This window comes from Denitratimonas organivorans (genome assembly GCF_037478135.1).
Taxonomy (GTDB): Bacteria; Pseudomonadota; Gammaproteobacteria; order Xanthomonadales; family Xanthomonadaceae; genus Denitratimonas.
This window is the reverse complement of sequence record NZ_JBBHDV010000007.1, coordinates 72,441-90,786: the sequence shown is the minus strand read 5'-3', so window position 1 is coordinate 90,786 and position 18,346 is coordinate 72,441. Positions and strand designations below refer to the sequence as shown.

The following is an 18,346-nucleotide window of genomic DNA, read 5'->3' as shown; positions in this document are numbered from 1 at the left end:
CGATGGATCAGGCGTCCGGATCGGACGGTGCTGTCCCGCTGCCGTTGCGGTCCAGCGCCATCAGCAGCCAGGCGCGGGCCTTGTGCCAGTCGCGGGTGACGGTGCGCACGTGTACATCGAGCAGATCGGCGGTTTCCTGCGGGCTGTAGCCGGCGAAGTAGCGGTACAGCACCACCTGGGCCAGGCGCGGGGAATGTTCTTCCAGCTTGTCCAGGGCCGAGTCCACTTCCAGCAGCCGTGCCAGATCGGCGGCGTTCTCGAACGGGCGGGCGTTGAGATCACGTTCGACCTCGCGCATGCGGCGGTGTTCGGCCAGGCGCGAGCGCGCGTGGTCGATCAGGATCTGACGCATCGCGCGCGCCACCAGCGAGAAGAAATGTGCGCGCCCTTCCAGGCCGGGATAGTCGGCGCGGCGCAGTTTCAGATAGGCCTCGTTGACCAGCGCGGTGGTGGACAGGGTTTCGCCCGAGGCCATCTGGCGCCGCTGCGCCCGCGCCAGGCGGCGCAGGTCCTGATGCACCAGCGGCATCAGCGCATCCAGCGGATTGGCCTCGCCGGCCGCCGCCAGAATCTGCGTGATGCGGCCCAGCGCGTCGTCGGCTTCGGGTATCGGGGGACCGGAGTTCACGATGGATCGTCCTGTCTGCACGCGTTGGAAATGGCCCGGCCTGCCAACGCCGGACCGCCTGATTGTGACTGATCCGGGCCGATCATTCCGGCAGGTGCCAGTCGAACAGCGCCAGCGCGCGATTGAACGCCGCATCCGGTGGCGCCAGCGGGCTCAGGCGCTCGCCACTGAACGGGTGATCGAAGTCCAGCCGCCAGGCGTGCAGCAGCATACGGTGGATGCCGCGCATCCGGAACGTCAGATTGCGGCGCCCGTCGCCGTGGCTGGTATCGCCGATCAGGTGGTGGTCGATGTGCTTGAGATGACGCCGGATCTGGCGGAAGCGGCCGGTTTCCGGGCGGCATTGCAGCAAGGCGTAGCGCGAGGTGGGGAAGCCGGCGGCCGGTTCGTCCAGTTCGCCGCGCGCCAGCACCTGCACATGGGTCAGCGCGGGCTTTTTCTCCGGTTTGCCGGGGCCGCCATCGAGCGGATGGTCGATGCTGAAGGCGTCGGCTTCCGGCCAGCCGCGGCAGACCGCCAGATAGTGTTTTTCCACATCGCGCGACATGAACTGCTTGCCCAGCGCCGAGGCGCTCTCGCGCGAGAACGCCAGCAGCAGGCAGCCGCTGGTGGCGCGGTCCAGCCGGTGCACCAGATGGATCGGACGGCCGAACTGCTCCCGCAGCCGGTCGGCGGCGAAATCGCGTTCGCCGCGCGCCAGCTTGCTGTCGTGCACCATCAGCCCGGCCGGCTTGTTGACCACGGCCAGGTGTTCGTCGTGGAACAGCACCTCCAGCGATTCCGGAATCGCGCTCATCCGCGCGCCGCCGGCAGCGGCAGGGCGTGGCCGGCCTTGACCACACGCAGCACGAAGCTGGAATTCACATCGGCCACGATGCCGGCGTGCAGCAGGCGATCAAGCAGGAAGCGGGAAAAATGTTCCAGATCGGCCACCGCGATATGCAGCAGGTAATCCATGTCGCCGGTCAGCGCGTGGCAGGACACCACTTCGTCCCAGTCCTGCACCAGCTCGGAGAAACGCTCCACCTGGGCGCGGTCGCGGTGTTCCAGTTGCAGCCGCACGAAGGCCTGCAAACCCAGCCCGATGCGCTGCGGCTCAAGCCGTGCGCCGTAGCCGGCGATCACGCCGTCGCGTTCCAGCCGCTGCACCCGGCGCAGGCAGGCCGAGGGCGACAGGTTCACGCGTTCGGCCAGCTCGGCATTGGTGAGCCGGCCTTCAGTCTGGAGCAGCGCAAGGATGGCCAGGTCGGTGCGGTCGAACTCGGCGGTGGTCTGGTTCATTCTTCGGTGTCTCCCCTATTCTTCGCAAATTATTGCGAATGTCGGGCTATTTTACGCAACAAAGCAATCCTGTTGCGCGGCTTCAGCGGTACATTGACGTCAACACGAATACGGAGGGGTCCGCCGATGGTTGCGCAGCGTCTGGAACACAAGGTCACCGACAAGGGCTACGTGCCGGTTTACGCCACCGGCGTGGTGGAGCAGCCGTGGAGCGATTACAGCAGCACCGATCACGCGGTCTGGGCGCAGCTGTATGCGCGCCAGCGTGAAGTGCTGCCCGGTCGCGCCTGCGATGAATTCCTCGCCGCGATGGCGGCGATGCAGATGGATTCCGGGAAGATCCCGCGCTTCGACGAACTCAACGAACATCTGTGGCGCGCCACGCGCTGGCGTCTGGTGGCGGTGGAAGGGCTGCTGCCGGAGGAAACCTTCTTCGGCCATCTGGCGGCGCGCGAGTTTCCCGTCACCTGGTGGATCCGTTCGCCGGAACAGCTGGATTATCTGAGCGAGCCGGACCTGTTCCACGATCTGTTCGGCCATGTGCCGCTGCTGATGAATCCGGTGTTCGCCGAATACATGCGCGCCTACGGTCTGGGCGGGCTGAAGGCCGTGGGCCAGGGCGAGGCGGCGTTGCAGCATCTGGCGCGGCTGTACTGGTACACGGTGGAGTTCGGCCTGATCCGCAGTGCGCAGGGGCTGCGCATCTACGGCTCGGGCATCCTCAGCAGCGCCGGCGAGAGCCGTTTCTGCCTGGAATCGGAGGTGCCCAACCGGATCGAATTCAATATGGAGCGGGTGATGCGCACGCGCTACCGGATCGACAGCTTCCAGCGCAGCTATTTCGTCATCGACAGCTTCGAGCAGCTGTTCGAGGCCACGCGCCCGGATTTCACCCCGATCTACCAGCGCCTGCGCCAGTGCGAGGATCTGCCGGCCGGCGCGACCGTGCCCGGCGATGTGGTGATCCAGCACGGCAGCGGTGAAGGCTGGGATGCGGGCGGTGATGTCTGAGCAATGACGTCTGAGCGGGGCGCGGGCCGTGGTGGCTTGCAGCTCGCGCGGCGGGTATCGTTCCAACGGCGCACTGTCGCGCTGATATTGCGGAGATGAAGATGGCGGGTTGGTATGAGCTGAGCAAGGCGAAAGACGGGCAGTTCCGTTTCGTGCTGAAGGCCGGGAACGGCGAAACCATTCTCACCAGCGAGCTGTACCAGGCCCGGGCATCGGCCGAGAACGGCATCGCCTCGGTGCAGACCAACAGCCCGGACGAGGCGCGCTACGAGTTGAAGGAAGCCTCCAACGGCAAGTTCTACTTCAACCTCAAGGCGGCCAATCATCAGGTGATCGGCACCAGCCAGATGTACGCCTCGGCTGCGTCGCGCGCCACCGGTATCGCCTCGGTCCGCAACAACGGTCCGACCACCACGGTGAAGGATCTCACCGCCGGTTGATCGCCGCAGCGCGCGGCAAGGAAACGACAACCCTTCCCTGCGTGGAAGCCGGTTGCAAACGAAAAACGGGGCGCCATCACGGCACCCCGTGGTTTTGCCGCCCGGGCGTTGGCCGCAGGCGGTTCACGCAGTGAGGACGCCGATGCACGGCATGTTTAACGCAATGGTGGTGCTGGCGCTGGCCGTGTTGCCGCTGCGGGCCATCGCCGCGCCGCTCGCATGGGAGCTGGATCAGCACACCGTGCTGACGCCCAAACTCAATCTGGCGCTGGACCGGGCGTGGTTTTCCGGCGAACCGCGCCTTGATGACGGGCAGGGTGTGCGCCGTGCCGAGATCGGTCTGGCGCTGGAACATCGCGATGTTTTCGAGCTGACTGCGGTCTACGACGTGGATGCCGGCAACTGGGCCGATGTGTTCCTGCAACTGGACAGCCGCGCCTGGAAGGCCGGCGCCGGTCGCCTGCGTCTGGGCCAGATCAAGGTGCCGTTCGGGCTGGAAGGGTTGGGTTCGTCCAGCGCCACATCGTTTCTGGAAACGGCGCTGGCCACGCAACTGGTGTTTCCCGGCCGGCGCGTCGGGCTGGAATGGAGCAATAGCTGGCAGGCGACCACGCTGCGCGCGGCCTATTTTTCCGGCAACGATCTGGATGGCGGCAACCCCGGCTCGATGGCGGCCGCGCGCGCGGTCTGGGCGCCGCGTGCAGAGCCGGCTGATGTGTTGCATCTGGGCCTCTCGGCCGCACAGGAATCCCCGCACGATACGGCCACGGTGCGGCTGCGGGCGCGGCCCGAATCCAATCTGGCCGAACACTTCCTGCTTGATGGTGGCGCGTTGACGCAGGTCGACCGGATCCGACGCGGCGCCATCGACGGGTTGTGGATCAAGGGCGGGTTCTCGTTGCAGGGCGAACTGTTGCAGGCGCGTCTGGCACGCGATGCCGGCCAGCCGGATGTCCGTGCGCGCGGTCATTACCTCACCGCCAGCTGGGTGCCGGGCGGGGCCTCGCGCAGCTATGCCGATGGCAGTGTCGGCAACGTCAAGCCCGGCAGCGGCGCGGCCAGCGCCTTCGAATTCCTGTTGCGCTACAGCGATGCGCAACTGGAGACCGGCGCCGCACCCGAACATCGCGCCCACAGCTGGACCCTGGGCAGCAACTGGTATCTGGGCCAGTACCTGAAATTCCAGCTCAATCTGGTGCAGGTGCGCAGCGCGCAGCCGGCGCTGCTGGACGATCACCGCAGCCTCCAGGCGCGGATGCAGCTTGCGTTCTGAGCTGCGTCACCCCATCTGCGCACGTCATCCGAACGCGGCGCTAACCGATTTCTAATGCGTGCTGCGCTTGTATGGCGTCCCGTCATCGCAGCCGTTGCCACACAGGAGTTCAAGGATATGGATATCGCGATCATCGGCGCCGGCTTCAGTGGCGTGGCGCTGGCACGCGGGCTGGTGCAGCGTGCCGCGCCCGGCAGCCGCATCGTGCTGCTCGGCCATGCCGAGAGCCATGGCCGCGGCGTGGCCTACGGCACACCGTACAAGGAGCACTGCCTGAACGTGCGCGCCTGCGATCTGGGTATCGACCCGGCCGCACCGGCGGCATTCGCCGACTGGCTGGAACTGGAAAGCCCCACGCGCGAAGGTTTCCTGCCGCGCATGCTGTATGGCGATTACCTGGCCGAACAGCTCGATGCCGCCATCACCTGGGGCGAGAGCCGCAACGTGCAGCTGCAATGCCTGCATGCCGACGTGGTGTCGCTGGAACGGGTGACGGATGGCTTCCGCATCTACCTGGCCGATGGTGGCAGTTTCATCGCTGCGCGCGTGGTGCTGGCGCCCGGCGCATTGCCGCCGCAGCCGATGTCCGGGCTGGACGCCGATCTGGTCGCCAGCCCGAACTACATCGCCACCCCGTTCAGCGGTGGCGCGCTGGAACGCATCCGGCCGCAGGCCCGCGTGCTGGTGGTCGGCACCGGCCTGACTTTTGCCGATGTGGCGATCAGCCTGCGGCGGCGTGGTCATCGTGGCCGTATCGACGCGCTGTCGCGCCATGGCCTGGCACCGCTGCCGCACGCGCTGCACCCCAGTGCCCCGGTAACGCTGCCGCCGAAGCTGCAACGCGCCTGGCAGGAAGGCGATCTGCACCGGGTCTTGCGCGGGCTGCGCGAGGTCGCGCGCGTGGTCGACGACTGGCGCCGCCTGATCGATGCGCTGCGGCCGGATATCCAGGGCTTCTGGCAGCGCCTGGACACGACGCAGCGGCGCCGCTTCCTGCGCCATCTGCGCAGCTACTGGGATGTGCACCGCCACCGCATCGCGCCGCAACTGCATGAAGAACTCCAGGCGATGCGCGACAGCGGCCAATTGCAGATCCATGCCGGCCGCCTGCTGCATGCCGGGCTGGATCGCGGCAAGGTGGTCAGCGTGCTGCGCGATCGCGGCGCCAGCACCACGCGCGCGGTCACGCACGATGTGCTGCTGCGCGCCACCGGGCTGGAAGTGGATGTGAACCGCACCCGGCACGCCTTGCTGGTGCACCTGCGCGAAGCCGGTCTGGTACGGCCCGATGCACTGGGCCTGGGGCTGGAAACCGATGCCGACGGCACCGTGCTGGACCGTCAGGGCCGGGTGGTGCCGGGCCTGCACCTGCTCGGCCCGCTGCAGTGCGGACAGCTGTGGGAAATCATCGCGATCCCGGAACTGCGCCGTGCTGCGGTCGCGCTGGCGGCACATCTGACCGGCGAGCCGACGCCTGTGGCTGGCGAGGATGCTGCTGCGGACCTGTCGCGGCCGCGTCTCAGCGCGTGAGACACGGGCGGTGCAGGCTGCACTCCGGACCTCATCCCGGAGAAAGACATGCGCTGTTCCGAGCCTGCTTCGCGCCGCCTGCCACCGCAGGTCGGCCTGTTCGATGCGCTGCTGCTGCACTGGCTGGTGGTGGGCGCGCTGGTGTTGATGCTGGCACCGGCCTGGCAACACGCCTGGCTGGGCTGGCTGCCGTACTGGCTGGTACTGGTGCCCGCCGCGCTGCTGGGTTGGCGCTGGATGGCTGCAAAACGCCGTGCCGGGCAGCTGGTTCCGGCATTGCCCGAGACTGAACCCCGCCGCGTGCGTTTCGCCCTGCGGCGTGGTCTGGCGGCGCAGCCGTGTACACTGCGCGCCACCCTTGAAATCCCGTCACGCCATGCCTTTCATCCCGCGTCCCATCGCCCTCGTTCTCGCCCTGGCCCTGGGCGCCCCGGCCTTCGTCGCCGGCGCCAACAGCGGCAGGATTGATGCGCAGCAGCGCCAGGATTTCCTCGCCGAAGTCGAGCACAAGCACGGCATCGCGCCGGAAGTGGTCGCGCCGCTGCTGGACGCGGCCAAATACCAGCAGAGCATCATCGATGCGATCACGCGCCCGGCCGAAGCCAAGCCGTGGAAGGACTATCGTCCGATCTTCCTCACTGCGGACCGCATCAACAAGGGCCGTGCCTTCCTTGAAACCCACCGCGACGCGCTGACCGCGGTGGAGGCGCGCACCGGCGTGCCGGCCTCAATCATCGTCGCGATCCTGGGCGTGGAAACCAGCTACGGCGCCAACACCGGGCGCTACAAGGTGCTGGATGCGCTGTACACGCTGGGCTTCTTCCACGAGCCACGCGCCACCTTCTTCCGCAGCGAGCTGGTGCACGCCTTCGCGCTGGCGCAGGAAGAGGAACTGGATCTGGCCACGATCACCGGCAGCTACGCCGGCGCGATGGGCTGGGGCCAGTTCATCCCGTCCAGCTACCGCGCCTATTCGGCTGATGGTGATGGCGATGGCCGCCGCGATCTGTGGAATTCGTTGCCTGACGTGTTCGCCTCGGTCGCCAATTATTTCGCCGAACACAAATGGCAGCCGGGTGAACCGGTCGCGTTGCCGGCGATCCGGGCCGAGGGTGCGGAGGACTTCAAGCCCGGCTCGATGGAAGCCACCTTCACGCTGCTCGAACTGGCTGAAAAAGGCTATCGCCCATCCGAGGCCATCGGCCACGCCGCACCGGCCACGCTGCTGACGCTGGAAGGCGCCAACGGCACCGAACACTGGATCACGTTCAACAACTTCTACGTGATCTCGCGCTACAACCGCTCGCCGCTGTACTCGATGGCCGTGTTCCAGCTGGCCCAGGCCATCGCCGGCACCGACAGCGCCACGCTGGAGCCGTGAGCCGGCCTGCCCGACCCCACGGCCCGGACTGCCACGGGCGCCGTGCCGTATCCGCAGCACGCATCCGGCAGGGTCTGCGCCTGGTGCCGGTGTTGCTGCTGATCGCGCTGCTGGCCGCCTGCGCTGGCAAGGCGGTCAAGCCGGACAGCGATGCACGCGGATCATCCGGCGCTTCCGGTAGCACGTCGCCGTACCCGTCGCGTGTCACCGAATCGCGCCCGGATCAGCCCGGCGAATACACCGCCGGCGGTCTCTACAAACCCGGCGTGGCCGATGGCGGCCCGGCGATTCCACCCGATGTCAGTCATCTGGTGGAACCGGTGCCGACCGATGAACCGCGCGCGCGCTACGGCAACCGCTCGCCGTACACGGTGCTGGGCAAGAGCTATCACGTGATGGACAACGCCGAGGGCTACGTCGAGCGCGGCATTGCATCGTGGTACGGCAGCAAGTTCCACGGCCGCGCCACATCCAGCCTCGAACCCTACGACATGTACCAGTTCAGCGCCGCGCACAAATCGCTGCCGCTGCCCACCCATGCGCGCGTCACCAATCTGGAAAACGGCCGCAGCGTGGTGGTGCGGGTCAATGATCGCGGGCCGTTCCATGAAGGCCGCATCATCGATCTGTCCTACGCCGCCGCAGTCAAACTCGGCGTGCACGTCAACGGCACCGCCCCGGTGGAAGTGCGCGCGCTCAAGCCCGGCGTCGCGCCGCCGCCACCGCCTGCGGCAATGCCGCCGGAACAGGCCTGGGCCGCAGCCCGCGCCGGCGCGGTGCCGGCCACGACCACCAGCACCCGCGCTTCCGCCAGCAGCACCCGGGCGCGTGAAGACAGCAGCGGACCGGTCTGGTTGCAGGTTGCCAGCTTCGGCGAAAAGGACAATGCGCGGCGATTGCTGGAGCGGCTGCGCGCCGAGAAGATTTCCGACGCCGACATCGCGCGCGCCCGGGTCGGCGGACGTACCGTCTACCGGGTGCGGGTCGGGCCGTTCGCCTCGCCGCAGCGCAGCCAGGCCATCTCCGACCGCCTGCATGGCCTGGGGCTGGGTGTGCCGACGCTGATCCGCGAGTGAACCGCCGGCGCTGACAACATGCGCGCGCACCGCGCCGCATCGATAATTCGAACCTTTCCGGCCCGCGCGCGTCCATATACCGCGATGGAACTGGCCCGAACACGACAATGGAGTGTGTTTCCGCGATGAAATTTTCCCTGACGCTTGCCACCGGCCTGCTTGGCGCGCTGCTGGTGCTGCCCGCTGCCGCCCAGGACCACCCGGTGCCGCAGCCGCTGCCACGCCCGACCCCCAACGCCACCCCGGTGGTGACGCCGCAGCCACCTTCGGTGACCGGCACCGCGTGGATCCTGATCGACGATGCCACCGGCCAGGTGCTGGCCGGGCACAACGAGGAAGAGCGCGTCGAACCGGCCAGCATCACCAAGATCATGACCTCCTACGTGGTCTCGGCCGAGCTGGCCGCCGGCAACATCTCGGTCGATGACGAGGTGCCGATCAGCGAAAACGCCTGGCGCGGCGGCGGTGGCGGCACCGACGGCTCGACCAGCTTCCTGCCGGTCAATTCCAAGGTGAAACTGGGCGATCTGCTGCACGGCATGATCATCCAGTCCGGCAACGACGCCTCGATCGCGCTGGCCGAATACGTGGCCGGCAGCGAAGCCGCGTTCGCCGATCTGATGAACGCCTACGCGAAAAAGCTCGGTCTCAACGACACCCACTACGTCAACTCGCACGGCCTCTCGGCGCCGGACCACTACACCACCGCGCACGACATCGCGCGCCTCTCGCACCATCTGATCAACGACTACCCCGAAGACTACGCCCACTACGCGGTCAAGGAATTCACCTTCAACGGCATCCGCCAGTTCAACCGCAACTCGCTGCTGTGGAAGGACAGCGCCGTGGATGGCATCAAGACCGGCCACCACTCCGGAGCCGGCTTCTGCCTGGCGGCCTCGGCCAAGCGCGGCGAACAGCGCCTGATCAGCGTGGTGATGGGTTCGCCGAGCGAGAAACAGCGCGCCGAGGACAGCTATGCCCTGCTGAACTGGGGCTTCCGTTTCTTTGAAACCCACAAGCTCTACGACGCCGCCCAGCCGGTCAGCGAGCCGAAGCTGTGGAAGGGTGACACCGCAACCTTGGCGTTGGGCCTGGAACAGCCGCTGCTGCTGACCGTGCCGCGCGGCCGCTATGAGGCGGTCAAGGCGGAAATGGACCTGCCACGCCAGCTGGTGGCGCCGTTCACCAAGGGCCAGCAGGTTGGCGTGCTGCGCCTGTCACTGGACGACAAGCCACTGGTCGAACGCCCGCTGGTGGCGCTGGCCGACGCACCGGAAGCCGGCTTCTTCAAACGCATCAGCGACGGATTCTGGCTCTGGTGGGAATCGGACTGATACCCGGCCCGCCTCAACCGGATCCCGCCACCACGCAGCCCGGGCACGTAGCCCGGTAAGCAAAGCGCACCCGGGACCAGAAGCCCGAGAGAACACTCAACCGGCCATTTCACCTTGGCCGGCCTACCCAGCTGAAACCGGCCCACCCAACAGCAGCTCCAACCGCAGACAGCTATCAGCCGCCACATCCCCACCTGACATCTGCGGCAACACACCCAGACACGGCGCCGGCAGATGGCCGGCCAACACCGCCAGATTGCCTTCCGGATGTGCCGGCTCCGGCAACAACCGATTGCCGATCCAGCCGGCCAGGGTGCAGCCATCGGCCACGATCGCCCGCGCGCTCAGACGGGCATGGCTGATCCCGCCCAGGCGCAGACCGCAGACCAGGATCACCGGAATGCCCAGCGCCCGCACCAGCGCGGACTGGTCAAGCATCGCCGCCCACGGCGACAGCCAGCCGCCCGCACCTTCGATCACCACCACATCGGCGCGCGCGGCCAGTTGTTCGTAGGCGGCCAGCAGCGCCTCCAGCCGGATCGGTTCGGCGGCCAGGCTGGCGGCCAGCTGCGGCGTGGTCGCTTCCGGCAGGCAGGCCGGATTGACCAGCGCATAGTCCGGATGGCCGGCACTGGCCTGCTGCAGAGCCAATGCATCGTCGTTGCGCCAGCCCTGCGCATCCTGCTCCGCACCGGCGGCGACCGGCTTCATTCCGACCGCATCCAGCCCGCGCGCCCGCAAGGCGTGGATCAGCGCCAGGCTGGCCACGGTCTTGCCGATGCCGGTATCGGTGCCGGTGATGAAGAAGGCGCGGGTCATGGCCGCAGCATGCCGCAGCGCGGCGTGCGGGGAAACAGCGGCGTTCCGGCCACGGCTCGGGCTGCCGCGCGCGCGGCGGTACACTTGCCAGTTCCCGTTGCTGATCCGGTGCCCCCATGTTTGCCGCCACCACCCTTTCCGGAACCAAGCCCGAGCAGTACCGCCAGCTGGCCGATCAGGCCCGCGCCCTGCTGCATGGCGAGCGTGACCGCATCGCCAACGCCGCCAATCTTTCCGCGCTGGTCTACCACGCGCTGCCGGCGCTGAACTGGGTCGGGTTCTATTTTTACGATGGCAAGGAACTGGTCGTCGGCCCGTTCCAGGGCCAGCCGGCCTGCGTGCGCATCGCACTCGGGCGTGGGGTCTGCGGCACCGCGGCGCAGAGCGGAAAAATCCAGCGGGTGGACGATGTGAATGCCTTTGCCGATCACATCGCCTGCGATGCGGCGTCGCGTTCGGAGCTGGTGGTGCCGCTGTTCCTGGGCGACCAGCTGCTGGGTGTGTTCGATCTGGACAGCCCCGAACCGGCACGTTTCGATGCGGACGACGAGGCCGGCCTGGCCGCGCTCGCCGCGCTGTATCTGGAGTCGATTGGATGAGTACACCATTGAAAGTCGGTCCCAAGGCCGTCGCCTGGCTGCGCCAGGTGGGCGTGCGCACGCATGAGGACCTGGTCGAAGTGGGCGCCGTGGCGGCCTATGTGAAATGCAAACGCGCCGGCTTCCGGCCCAGCCTGAACATGCTGTACGCGCTGGAAGGCGCGCTGCTGGGCTGCCACTGGCAGAAGGTGCCGGAGGAGCGTCGCGCCGAGCTTCAGGCCCTGGCCGAAGCGCAGATCGCCAACATTCCGCCGCCGCGCGGCCGGGTGGCGGCGCTGACGGTGTCGGAAGTGCGCGATGTCGTCGTCGATGGCGAGGATGTGCCGGCGGAAGCGATGGATTTCACCGAAGACGATGACGACAGCCGGGAGCGCGAGGACTGAACCTGGCCCGCGCCTGAAACGATGCGGCGGGTGCGGATCAGTTGCCGCGCACCGCCGCGAAATCACGCGCGTTCTCGCTCCAGCGCGGCACTGCGGCGATGGTCGGAAGCACGTCTTCCGGGGTCTGTGCCAGCGACCAGATGTCGCGGTGTTCGGGGTTCATGAAGTGCTCGTCGATGACCTGTTCCTGCATGAAGCGCAGCAGCGGCGGCCAGTAGTCGCGCGTGTTCATCAAGATGATCGGGTTCAGGTACAGGCCCAGGCGCTTGAGCGTGATCGCCTCGAACAGTTCCTCCAGCGTGCCGCAGCCGCCCGGCAACGCGACCACCGCGTCCGAACCGGTCAGCAGCCGGTGCTTGCGTTCGCGCATGTCCTCGACCAGTTCCAGCCGGGTCAGGCCGGGATGGCCCCATTCCAGATCGGCCATGAAGCGCGGCAGGATGCCGATCACCTGGCCGCCGGCCGCCAGCGCGCCATTGGCGACCGCGCCCATCGAGCCGCGCGAGCCGCCGCCGTAAACCAGTTCGCAGCCGGCGTGCGCCAGCAGCATGCCGAGGCGGTACGCCTGGGCGGTGTATTCGGGATTGGCATGGTCGCTGGAAGCGGCGTAAACGCAGACGCGCATGGCGGTGATCCTCTGGAAAAGACCGCGATTGTGCCACCGTGCGCGGCGGCCGCGTGGCCGGCAAAGCATGGGCGGCATCACGGAAACCCGGCCGCTTTGCGCCGCATGGTTGCGCCGGCAACGGGGCAAACCTACATTGGGCGGTCAGGCGGCAAACAGGGTGGAAGGCAATGAAGGTGCTGGTGACCGGAGGCGGTGGCTTCCTCGGCAAGGCGGTCTGCACCGGGCTGGTGGCGCGCGGCCACGAGGTGCTGTCGTATTCACGCAGCCGTCATGCCGGGCTGGATGCGCTGGGTGTGCGCCAGATCCAGGGCGATCTGGCCAGTTTCGAGGATGTCAGCCGCGCCTTCCACGAAGTCGACGCGGTGTTCCACGTCGCCGCCAAGGCTGGCGCCTGGGGCAGCTTCCACGACTACTTCGATGCCAATGTGCGTGGCACCTGGAATGTCATCGCGGCCTGCCGCATGAACCGCGTGCGCACCCTGGTCTACACCTCCACCCCGAGCGTCGCGCATCGCGGCCGGCGCGCGGTGCTGGGTGGCAATGAACAGGACGCGCCGCCGGCCGAGCACTTCAAGGCCTGGTATCCGGCCACCAAGCGCGTCGCCGAAGAGCATGTGCTGGCCGCCAACGGCAATGCGCTTTCCACCGTCGCGCTGCGCCCGCGCCTGATCTGGGGACCGGGCGACAACCACCTGCTGCCGCGTCTGGTCGAACGTGCGCGCGCCGGCAAGCTGAAGTTCGTCGGCGACGGCATGAACCAGATCGACACCACCTATATCGACAACGCCGCGCAGGCGCATCTGGACGCCTTCGACGCACTGCACGAAAAGCCCGACGCGGCCTGCGCCGGCAAGGCCTATTTCATTTCCAACGGCGAACCGCGTTCGATCGCCGACATCGTCAACAGCCTGCTGCGCGCCACCGGCACGCCGGGTGTCACGCAGCTGCTGCCATTCCGCGTGGCCTATGCCGCCGGCGCCGCGATGGAGCTGGCGTATTCGCTGCTGCCGCTGAAGGGCGAGCCGCTGATGACGCGCTTCCTCGCCGAGCAGCTGTCCACCCCGCACTACTACGACATCTCCGCCGCGCGGCAGGATTTCGGCTACCAGCCGCGCGTCAGCCTGATCGAGGGGTTACGCCAGCTCGGCATCTGGTGGCGCGAGCAGAAACCTGCGGGATGAGATGACCGGGGTCACGATATCGACGTCGCGAATGGCTACACTGCACGTTTTCCCGCTGTGGCGGATGCTGCGATGAATGCCGAACCGGTTGCCCTTCCATCCCTTGTGAAATCCACGCTCGGACGCCTGCTCGGCGGCGTGCTGGATCGCATCGTACGGCTGGATCCGGGCTTCGCTGAACAGCTCGCGCCGCTGCAGGGACGTCGGCTGGAGTTCCATTTGACCGCACCGCCGCTGGCGTTCGCCGCCACCTGGCAGGACGGCCGCTTCCAGATCGGCCCGGTGCCGCAAAGCGGCGAAGGCGACCTCAGCCTCAGCGCCTCGCTCGGCGCCCTGCTGTCGCAACTGCTGCCCGGGCGGGAAACCACCGCCACGGTCGGCCGCATGCGCATCAGCGGCGATGCCGAACTGGCGCGGCGCCTGCAACAACTGGTGCAACGCTACGATCCGGATGTCGAAGGCCTGTTCGTTTCCACCTTCGGCGAAGTGCTCGGCGTGCAACTGGCGCAGGGCCTGAAGCAGGCGCTCGGCGGGCTGCGCAATGCCGGCAAGGCCGCCGCCCGCGATGGCGCCCAGTTCCTCACCGAAGAAAGCCGCGACCTGGTCGCCCGCGCCGAACTGGAAGCCTTTTGCGACGACGTCGACGATCTGCGCGACGCGGTCGAGCGGCTGGAACGGAAGATCCAGCGCCGCAGCGGCAGCGTCTGAGCCCACACATTCTGCGGAGTGGTTGAACGAACAAGCCCGGCAACGCGGGTTGCCGGGCTTGGGTTGCGTGACGGGTCTCTGCGCCGCTGATCGGCGCAGGACGCGGGCTTACTGCTCGTGCCGGTCGGCGGAATTGTGGGCCTGGCTCAGACGGGATTTGGCGGCCGCCTTGGCTGATTCGAGATTGGCATCGGCAGCCTCTTCACAGGCGCTGCGCGCGTTGGCTTCCAACACCCGGCACTTCTCGGTTTCCACGCGGTGCTTGGCTTCGGCCTCGGCCACGGCTACATCGTGTCGGGCTTGGGCGGACTCGCGCACGGCTTCGGCTTGCACCGGGCGCAGTTCATCGCGTGCCTCATGCTCGGCCTGCTGCACGTCGCGGCGCGCCTCGGCCTCGGCGCGGCTGGCCTCCTGACGGGCTTCAGCCACGTCGCGCTGGGCTTCCTGGCGGGCTTCGGCAACGCGTTCCCGGTTCTCCTGTGGCGTGTCCGGCTGGTTGCAGGCAGCCAGCATCAACGCACTGGCGATGGCGGTGGTGATCAGGGCAACTCGCATGGCGTTCTCCTTGGGTTGAAGACAACGGCGACCAGGCGCCGGCAGTCTTCATCAGCAAGCAGCGTGCCATGTGTGGAAGGGCGAAAATTCCACATGAAAACAGTCGGATAAAGAAAACCCCCGTTGTCCGTCCGCGCTGCGGCCGTGCAGATTGCGCTACCACAGGCGGCCAGTCTGCATCCTGCACGGTGCGTGCGGATGCAGGGTTGGCGCGGTTGCGGATGCAGTGGCGGACGCGGTGTTGCCCTGCTCAGGCTGGAAGGCGCAGCACGAAACGTGCGCCCTGGCCGGGAGTGGACGTCAGCCGGATGCGGCCGCCGTGCCGGTGCAGGATTTCCCGGCACAGCGCCAGCCCCAGACCGGAGCTTCCGACCCGGCCACTGCCCTGGGTGAAAGGTTCGAACACGCGGCCCTGTTCGGCCGGGGCGATGCCTTCGCCGCTGTCGGCCACCCACAGCGTCAGCATGCCGCCGTGGCGCGCGCCCAGTTCCACCCGGCCGCCGCGCGGGGTGTGGCGCAATGCATTGCTGAGCAGGTTGTCCAGCACTTGGTCGATCGCGGCGGCATCCAGCGGCACCGGCGGCAGCGGCGGTTCCAGTCGAAGCTCCAGTTCGATGCCGGCAGCGGCGGCACGCGGTGCGAAGCGTTGTTGCGCGCGCGTCATCAGCTCGTCCGGGGCCACCGGTTCGCGCACCAGCGGGAAGCTGTCGGCATACAGCCGCGAGAGGTCCAGCAGCGAGTTGATCAGCGCCACGGTGCGGTCCATTTCCTCGCCCAGCGTCTGCATCAGCGCCTGTTCGCGCGAATCGGGCGGGAACACCGCACGCTCGCGCAGCAGCGCCAATGCCATGTGCATGCCGGTCACTGGGGTGCGCAACTCGTGCGAGGCGCGCAGCACGAATTCGGTCCGCATCCGTTCGAAGCGGCGCTGCTCGGTGACATCACGCAGCACCAGCACCAGCCCGCGCCGCGCCGCCGCCGAGAACGGCAGCAGCGAGTAGGACAGGGTGCGCTGTTCCGGTTCGGATTTGACCAGCAGATCGCTGTGGCCGCTGACGGTTTCGCCCGGCGTCTGCGACAGCCGTTCGACATCGCCGGCCAGCGCCGGAATATCGGTGATGTCCTGCACCGTGCGCCCGAGTGCATGGTCGGCATCCAGCCCCAGTTGCAGCGCCGCGACATGGTTGATGCGCTCGATCACGCCGTTCTCGTCGAAGATCACCAGGCCGTCGTCGATCTGTTCGATCACCTGTTCCAGCCGGCTGCGCTCGGCCAGGATGCGGTCCAGATTCAGCGCGTGGAAGCGTTGCAGCGCGGCGACCATTTCATCGAACCGCTCGGCCAGCTGATCGCCTTCGATCAGTCCGGTGCGGCCCAGGCGCACGCTGAAATCGCCGCTGGCCACGCGCGACGCGGCTTCGGCCATGCCTTCCAGCGGCGCGGCCAGACGCCGGGCCAGATGCAGCGAAACGAAGATGCCGCCGACCAGCGTGAACGCGGCCAGCAGCGCCAGCGCAATCTCCAGCCGGCGCGCCTGAAGATGGATGCTGTTGCCGCGATCGATCATGCGCTGGTGCAGCGTCTGGTAATCGTCGTAGGCGGCCATGCGCAATGCATCGAAGCTGCGGGTCACGCGCGCTTCGACGCTGGCATCCTGCAGGCCCAGCCGGAACAGTTGCGAAGCCTCGTCCACGGCGTTTTCGATCTCGTCCAGCGAGAGCCGAATCAGGGTGATCGACGCCAGCGGCTCGTGGCCGGATTCCAGCATGACGATGCCGGCCAGCAGTTCGTCCATGCTGGCGCGGAAGGCCGGCATCAGCTCGCTGGGATCCTGGTCATTGCGAATCAGCCGGTGGGTGATGGTGATCTGGTGCGCGGCGGCGGCGCGGCGCAGGTCGGAGATGCGCTGCAGGGTGGGGAAGTCGTGCTCGGCCATGGTCTGGGCTGTCGTTTCCAGCGCCCGCACGGTCAGCAGCCCCAGCCCCAGGCCCAGCACCGAGAGTGCCAGCACCGCGCCGTAGCCCAGCACCAGCCATGTGCGCAGCCGCCGCGGATGCAGCGGAATCGCGGTTTCAGAGCCCATATTGCTTGCGCTTGCGGTAGAGCGTGGAGGCGTCGATGCCGAGCGTGGCGGCGGCCATGTCCAGCGTCGGGCTGTTGGCGATCACGGCCACGATATGGGCGCGTTCGAGTTCCGCCAGCGACACCGCCGCGCCCACCCGGGCCGCACCGATGGCGGCCGATTCGGGCGCGACAAAGGACAGGCAGTCCACGCCGATCTCCGGCGTCGGGCACAGGATCACCGCGCGTTCGATCACATTGCGCAGTTCGCGCACATTGCCGGGCCATTCGTAGCTGCGGATTGCGTGTTCGGCCTCGCTGTCGAAGCCGCGCGCCGGGCGGCCGTAGGCGTGCGCGAACTCCTGCAGGCAGCGCTGCGCGATCGGCAGGATGTCCTGCGGTCTTTCGTGCAGCGCCGGCAGCCGCAGCGCGATCACGTTGAGCCGGTACAGCAGGTCCTGGCGGAACGTGCCTTCGGCCACCATCGCGTCCAGATCCCGGTTGGTCGCGGCCACGATCCGCACATCGGCGCGGCGGGTGGCGGCATCACCAACGCGTTCGTATTCCTTGTCCTGCAAAAAGCGCAGCAGCTTGGGCTGCAATGCGAGCGGGAAATCCCCGATCTCGTCCATGAACAGGGTGCCGCCATCGGCCTGCGCCACCCGCCCCTGGGTGCTTTCGCTGGCGCCGGTGAAGGCGCCACGGGTATGGCCAAAAAGCTCGCTTTCGAGCAACTCGGCCGACAGCGATGGACAGTTGATCGTCACGAACGGGCCGCCGGCGCGGTGGCTCCAGGTGTGGATCGCGCGCGCCAGCACACCTTTGCCGGTGCCGCTGTCGCCCAGGATCAGCACCGAGGCATCGGTATCGGCCACACGGCGGGCTTCGTCCAGCACCTGCGCCATCGCCGGCGCGCTGGAGGAAAGATCGGTCGGCGAGCCGCGTGGCTGATCGCGCTCCAGCGCCTCGATGCGCGCTTCCAGCCGCCGCGCTTCAATCTGCTTGGCGGCGGCGAAGCGCAACTGGTCCGGGGTGCAGGGCTTGACCAGATAGTCCACCGCGCCGGCGCGCATCGCATTGACCGCCAGATCGACCGAGGCATGTGCGGTGGCCACCACCACCCGCATCCACGGCGCCGCCGATCTCAATCCGGGCAGCAGATCGAGGCCGGATTCGCTGCCCAGCCCGATATCGAGGAAACACACGTCGAACACGTCATGGTGCAGCGCCTGCATCGCCGCTTCGCCGTTCTGCGCGGTGCTGACGCGGTGACCGGCATCCTCCAGACAGAAACGGAAGGTGCGCAGGATCGCGGTTTCGTCATCGATCAGCAGAATGCGGGCCGGCGTAGTGCCGGGCGCGGGCGTGTCCTGGGTCATCACGGGCCTCCTGGGCAGATGGACAAGGAATGCAAAATGCAAGGCCGAACCTGAATCAGGGATGCATCCTGCATAT

20 protein-coding genes are annotated in these 18,346 nt (G+C 67.6%); 12 read left to right on the top strand and 8 right to left on the bottom strand.

What is annotated here, in order from left to right:
• Window positions 1-7 precede the first annotated feature (7 nt).
• The 3 genes from WDB66_RS09185 to WDB66_RS09175 form a co-directional block, all read right to left on the bottom strand.
• Window positions 8-628, bottom strand: coding sequence for an ECF-type sigma factor (locus WDB66_RS09185; protein ID WP_339398255.1), 621 nt, complete (start codon window positions 626-628; stop codon window positions 8-10).
• A gap of 82 nt (window positions 629-710) precedes the next feature.
• Window positions 711-1,424 carry a pseudouridine synthase gene (locus WDB66_RS09180; protein ID WP_339398254.1) on the bottom strand — a complete coding sequence of 238 codons (714 nt, stop codon included), beginning with the start codon at window positions 1,422-1,424 and terminating at the stop codon, window positions 711-713.
• Window positions 1,421-1,909 carry an Lrp/AsnC family transcriptional regulator gene (locus WDB66_RS09175; protein ID WP_339398253.1) on the bottom strand — a complete coding sequence of 163 codons (489 nt, stop codon included), beginning with the start codon at window positions 1,907-1,909 and terminating at the stop codon, window positions 1,421-1,423. The genes WDB66_RS09180 and WDB66_RS09175 overlap by 4 nt, the downstream gene beginning before the upstream one ends.
• A gap of 126 nt (window positions 1,910-2,035) precedes the next feature.
• Here WDB66_RS09175 and phhA point away from each other — a divergent pair, with 126 nt between their 5' ends.
• The 8 genes from phhA (at window position 2,036) to WDB66_RS09135 (ending at window position 9,957) form a co-directional block, all read left to right on the top strand.
• Window positions 2,036-2,920, top strand: a complete 885-nt coding sequence (gene phhA / locus WDB66_RS09170) for a phenylalanine 4-monooxygenase (RefSeq protein WP_339398252.1) — start codon at window positions 2,036-2,038, stop codon at window positions 2,918-2,920.
• Window positions 2,921-3,021: 101 nt separating this feature from the next.
• Window positions 3,022-3,360 (top strand): YegP family protein, encoded by a 339-nt coding sequence (locus WDB66_RS09165; RefSeq protein WP_339398251.1) that lies wholly within the window; start codon window positions 3,022-3,024, stop codon window positions 3,358-3,360.
• 151 nt (window positions 3,361-3,511) lie between these two features.
• Complete coding sequence (locus tag WDB66_RS09160) at window positions 3,512-4,633, top strand: OprO/OprP family phosphate-selective porin (RefSeq protein ID WP_339398250.1); 1,122 nt, start codon at window positions 3,512-3,514, stop codon at window positions 4,631-4,633.
• 117 nt (window positions 4,634-4,750) lie between these two features.
• On the top strand, window positions 4,751-6,163 hold the full coding sequence (locus tag WDB66_RS09155) for an FAD/NAD(P)-binding protein (RefSeq protein ID WP_339398249.1): 1,413 nt from the start codon (window positions 4,751-4,753) through the stop codon (window positions 6,161-6,163).
• A 48-nt stretch (window positions 6,164-6,211) separates the two neighbouring features.
• Window positions 6,212-6,631 carry a hypothetical protein gene (locus tag WDB66_RS09150; protein WP_339398248.1) on the top strand — a complete coding sequence of 140 codons (420 nt, stop codon included), beginning with the start codon at window positions 6,212-6,214 and terminating at the stop codon, window positions 6,629-6,631.
• Window positions 6,540-7,544 (top strand): lytic murein transglycosylase B, encoded by a 1,005-nt coding sequence (mltB, locus tag WDB66_RS09145; RefSeq protein WP_339398247.1) that lies wholly within the window; start codon window positions 6,540-6,542, stop codon window positions 7,542-7,544. The genes WDB66_RS09150 and mltB overlap by 92 nt, the downstream gene beginning before the upstream one ends.
• The gene (locus WDB66_RS09140) at window positions 7,541-8,620 is read left to right on the top strand and encodes a septal ring lytic transglycosylase RlpA family protein (RefSeq protein WP_339398246.1); all 1,080 of its coding nucleotides are present in this window, start codon (window positions 7,541-7,543) and stop codon (window positions 8,618-8,620) included. The genes mltB and WDB66_RS09140 overlap by 4 nt, the downstream gene beginning before the upstream one ends.
• A gap of 125 nt (window positions 8,621-8,745) precedes the next feature.
• Complete coding sequence (locus tag WDB66_RS09135) at window positions 8,746-9,957, top strand: D-alanyl-D-alanine carboxypeptidase family protein (protein ID WP_339398245.1); 1,212 nt, start codon at window positions 8,746-8,748, stop codon at window positions 9,955-9,957.
• Window positions 9,958-10,080: 123 nt separating this feature from the next.
• On the opposite strand, the gene bioD is transcribed toward WDB66_RS09135, so the two are convergent.
• Window positions 10,081-10,776: a dethiobiotin synthase gene (gene bioD, locus WDB66_RS09130; RefSeq protein ID WP_339398244.1), complete on the bottom strand. Its 696-nt coding sequence runs from the start codon at window positions 10,774-10,776 to the stop codon at window positions 10,081-10,083.
• Window positions 10,777-10,892: 116 nt separating this feature from the next.
• On the opposite strand from bioD, the gene WDB66_RS09125 reads away from it, so the two are divergent.
• Both WDB66_RS09125 and WDB66_RS09120 read left to right on the top strand, forming a co-directional pair.
• Window positions 10,893-11,375: a GAF domain-containing protein gene (locus tag WDB66_RS09125; protein ID WP_339398243.1), complete on the top strand. Its 483-nt coding sequence runs from the start codon at window positions 10,893-10,895 to the stop codon at window positions 11,373-11,375.
• Entirely contained in the window at window positions 11,372-11,758 is a 387-nt protein-coding gene (locus WDB66_RS09120) for a TfoX/Sxy family protein (RefSeq protein ID WP_339398242.1), read from the top strand. Before WDB66_RS09125 ends, WDB66_RS09120 begins: the two co-directional genes overlap by 4 nt.
• 37 nt (window positions 11,759-11,795) lie before the next feature.
• On the opposite strand, the gene WDB66_RS09115 is transcribed toward WDB66_RS09120, so the two are convergent.
• On the bottom strand, window positions 11,796-12,383 hold the full coding sequence (locus WDB66_RS09115; protein WP_339398241.1) for an LOG family protein: 588 nt from the start codon (window positions 12,381-12,383) through the stop codon (window positions 11,796-11,798).
• Window positions 12,384-12,553: 170 nt separating this feature from the next.
• On the opposite strand from WDB66_RS09115, the gene WDB66_RS09110 reads away from it, so the two are divergent.
• Together WDB66_RS09110 and WDB66_RS09105 are read left to right on the top strand one after the other, a co-directional pair.
• The gene (locus tag WDB66_RS09110; RefSeq protein ID WP_339398240.1) at window positions 12,554-13,567 is read left to right on the top strand and encodes an NAD-dependent epimerase/dehydratase family protein; all 1,014 of its coding nucleotides are present in this window, start codon (window positions 12,554-12,556) and stop codon (window positions 13,565-13,567) included.
• A 72-nt stretch (window positions 13,568-13,639) separates the two neighbouring features.
• Complete coding sequence (locus WDB66_RS09105; RefSeq protein ID WP_339398239.1) at window positions 13,640-14,275, top strand: ubiquinone biosynthesis accessory factor UbiJ; 636 nt, start codon at window positions 13,640-13,642, stop codon at window positions 14,273-14,275.
• A gap of 108 nt (window positions 14,276-14,383) precedes the next feature.
• Here the strand turns inward: WDB66_RS09105 and WDB66_RS09100 are convergent, their stop codons facing one another.
• The 3 genes from WDB66_RS09100 to WDB66_RS09090 all read right to left on the bottom strand — a co-directional run bounded on the left by WDB66_RS09100 (window position 14,384) and on the right by WDB66_RS09090 (window position 18,270).
• Window positions 14,384-14,830, bottom strand: coding sequence for a hypothetical protein (locus WDB66_RS09100; RefSeq protein WP_339398238.1), 447 nt, complete (start codon window positions 14,828-14,830; stop codon window positions 14,384-14,386).
• A 250-nt stretch (window positions 14,831-15,080) separates the two neighbouring features.
• Window positions 15,081-16,913, bottom strand: coding sequence for a sensor histidine kinase (locus WDB66_RS09095; RefSeq protein WP_339398237.1), 1,833 nt, complete (start codon window positions 16,911-16,913; stop codon window positions 15,081-15,083).
• A complete protein-coding gene (locus tag WDB66_RS09090; protein WP_339398236.1) occupies window positions 16,903-18,270 on the bottom strand; it encodes a sigma-54-dependent transcriptional regulator in 1,368 nt (455 codons plus the stop codon). Before WDB66_RS09090 ends, WDB66_RS09095 begins: the two co-directional genes overlap by 11 nt.
• Window positions 18,271-18,346: the final 76 nt, after the last annotated feature.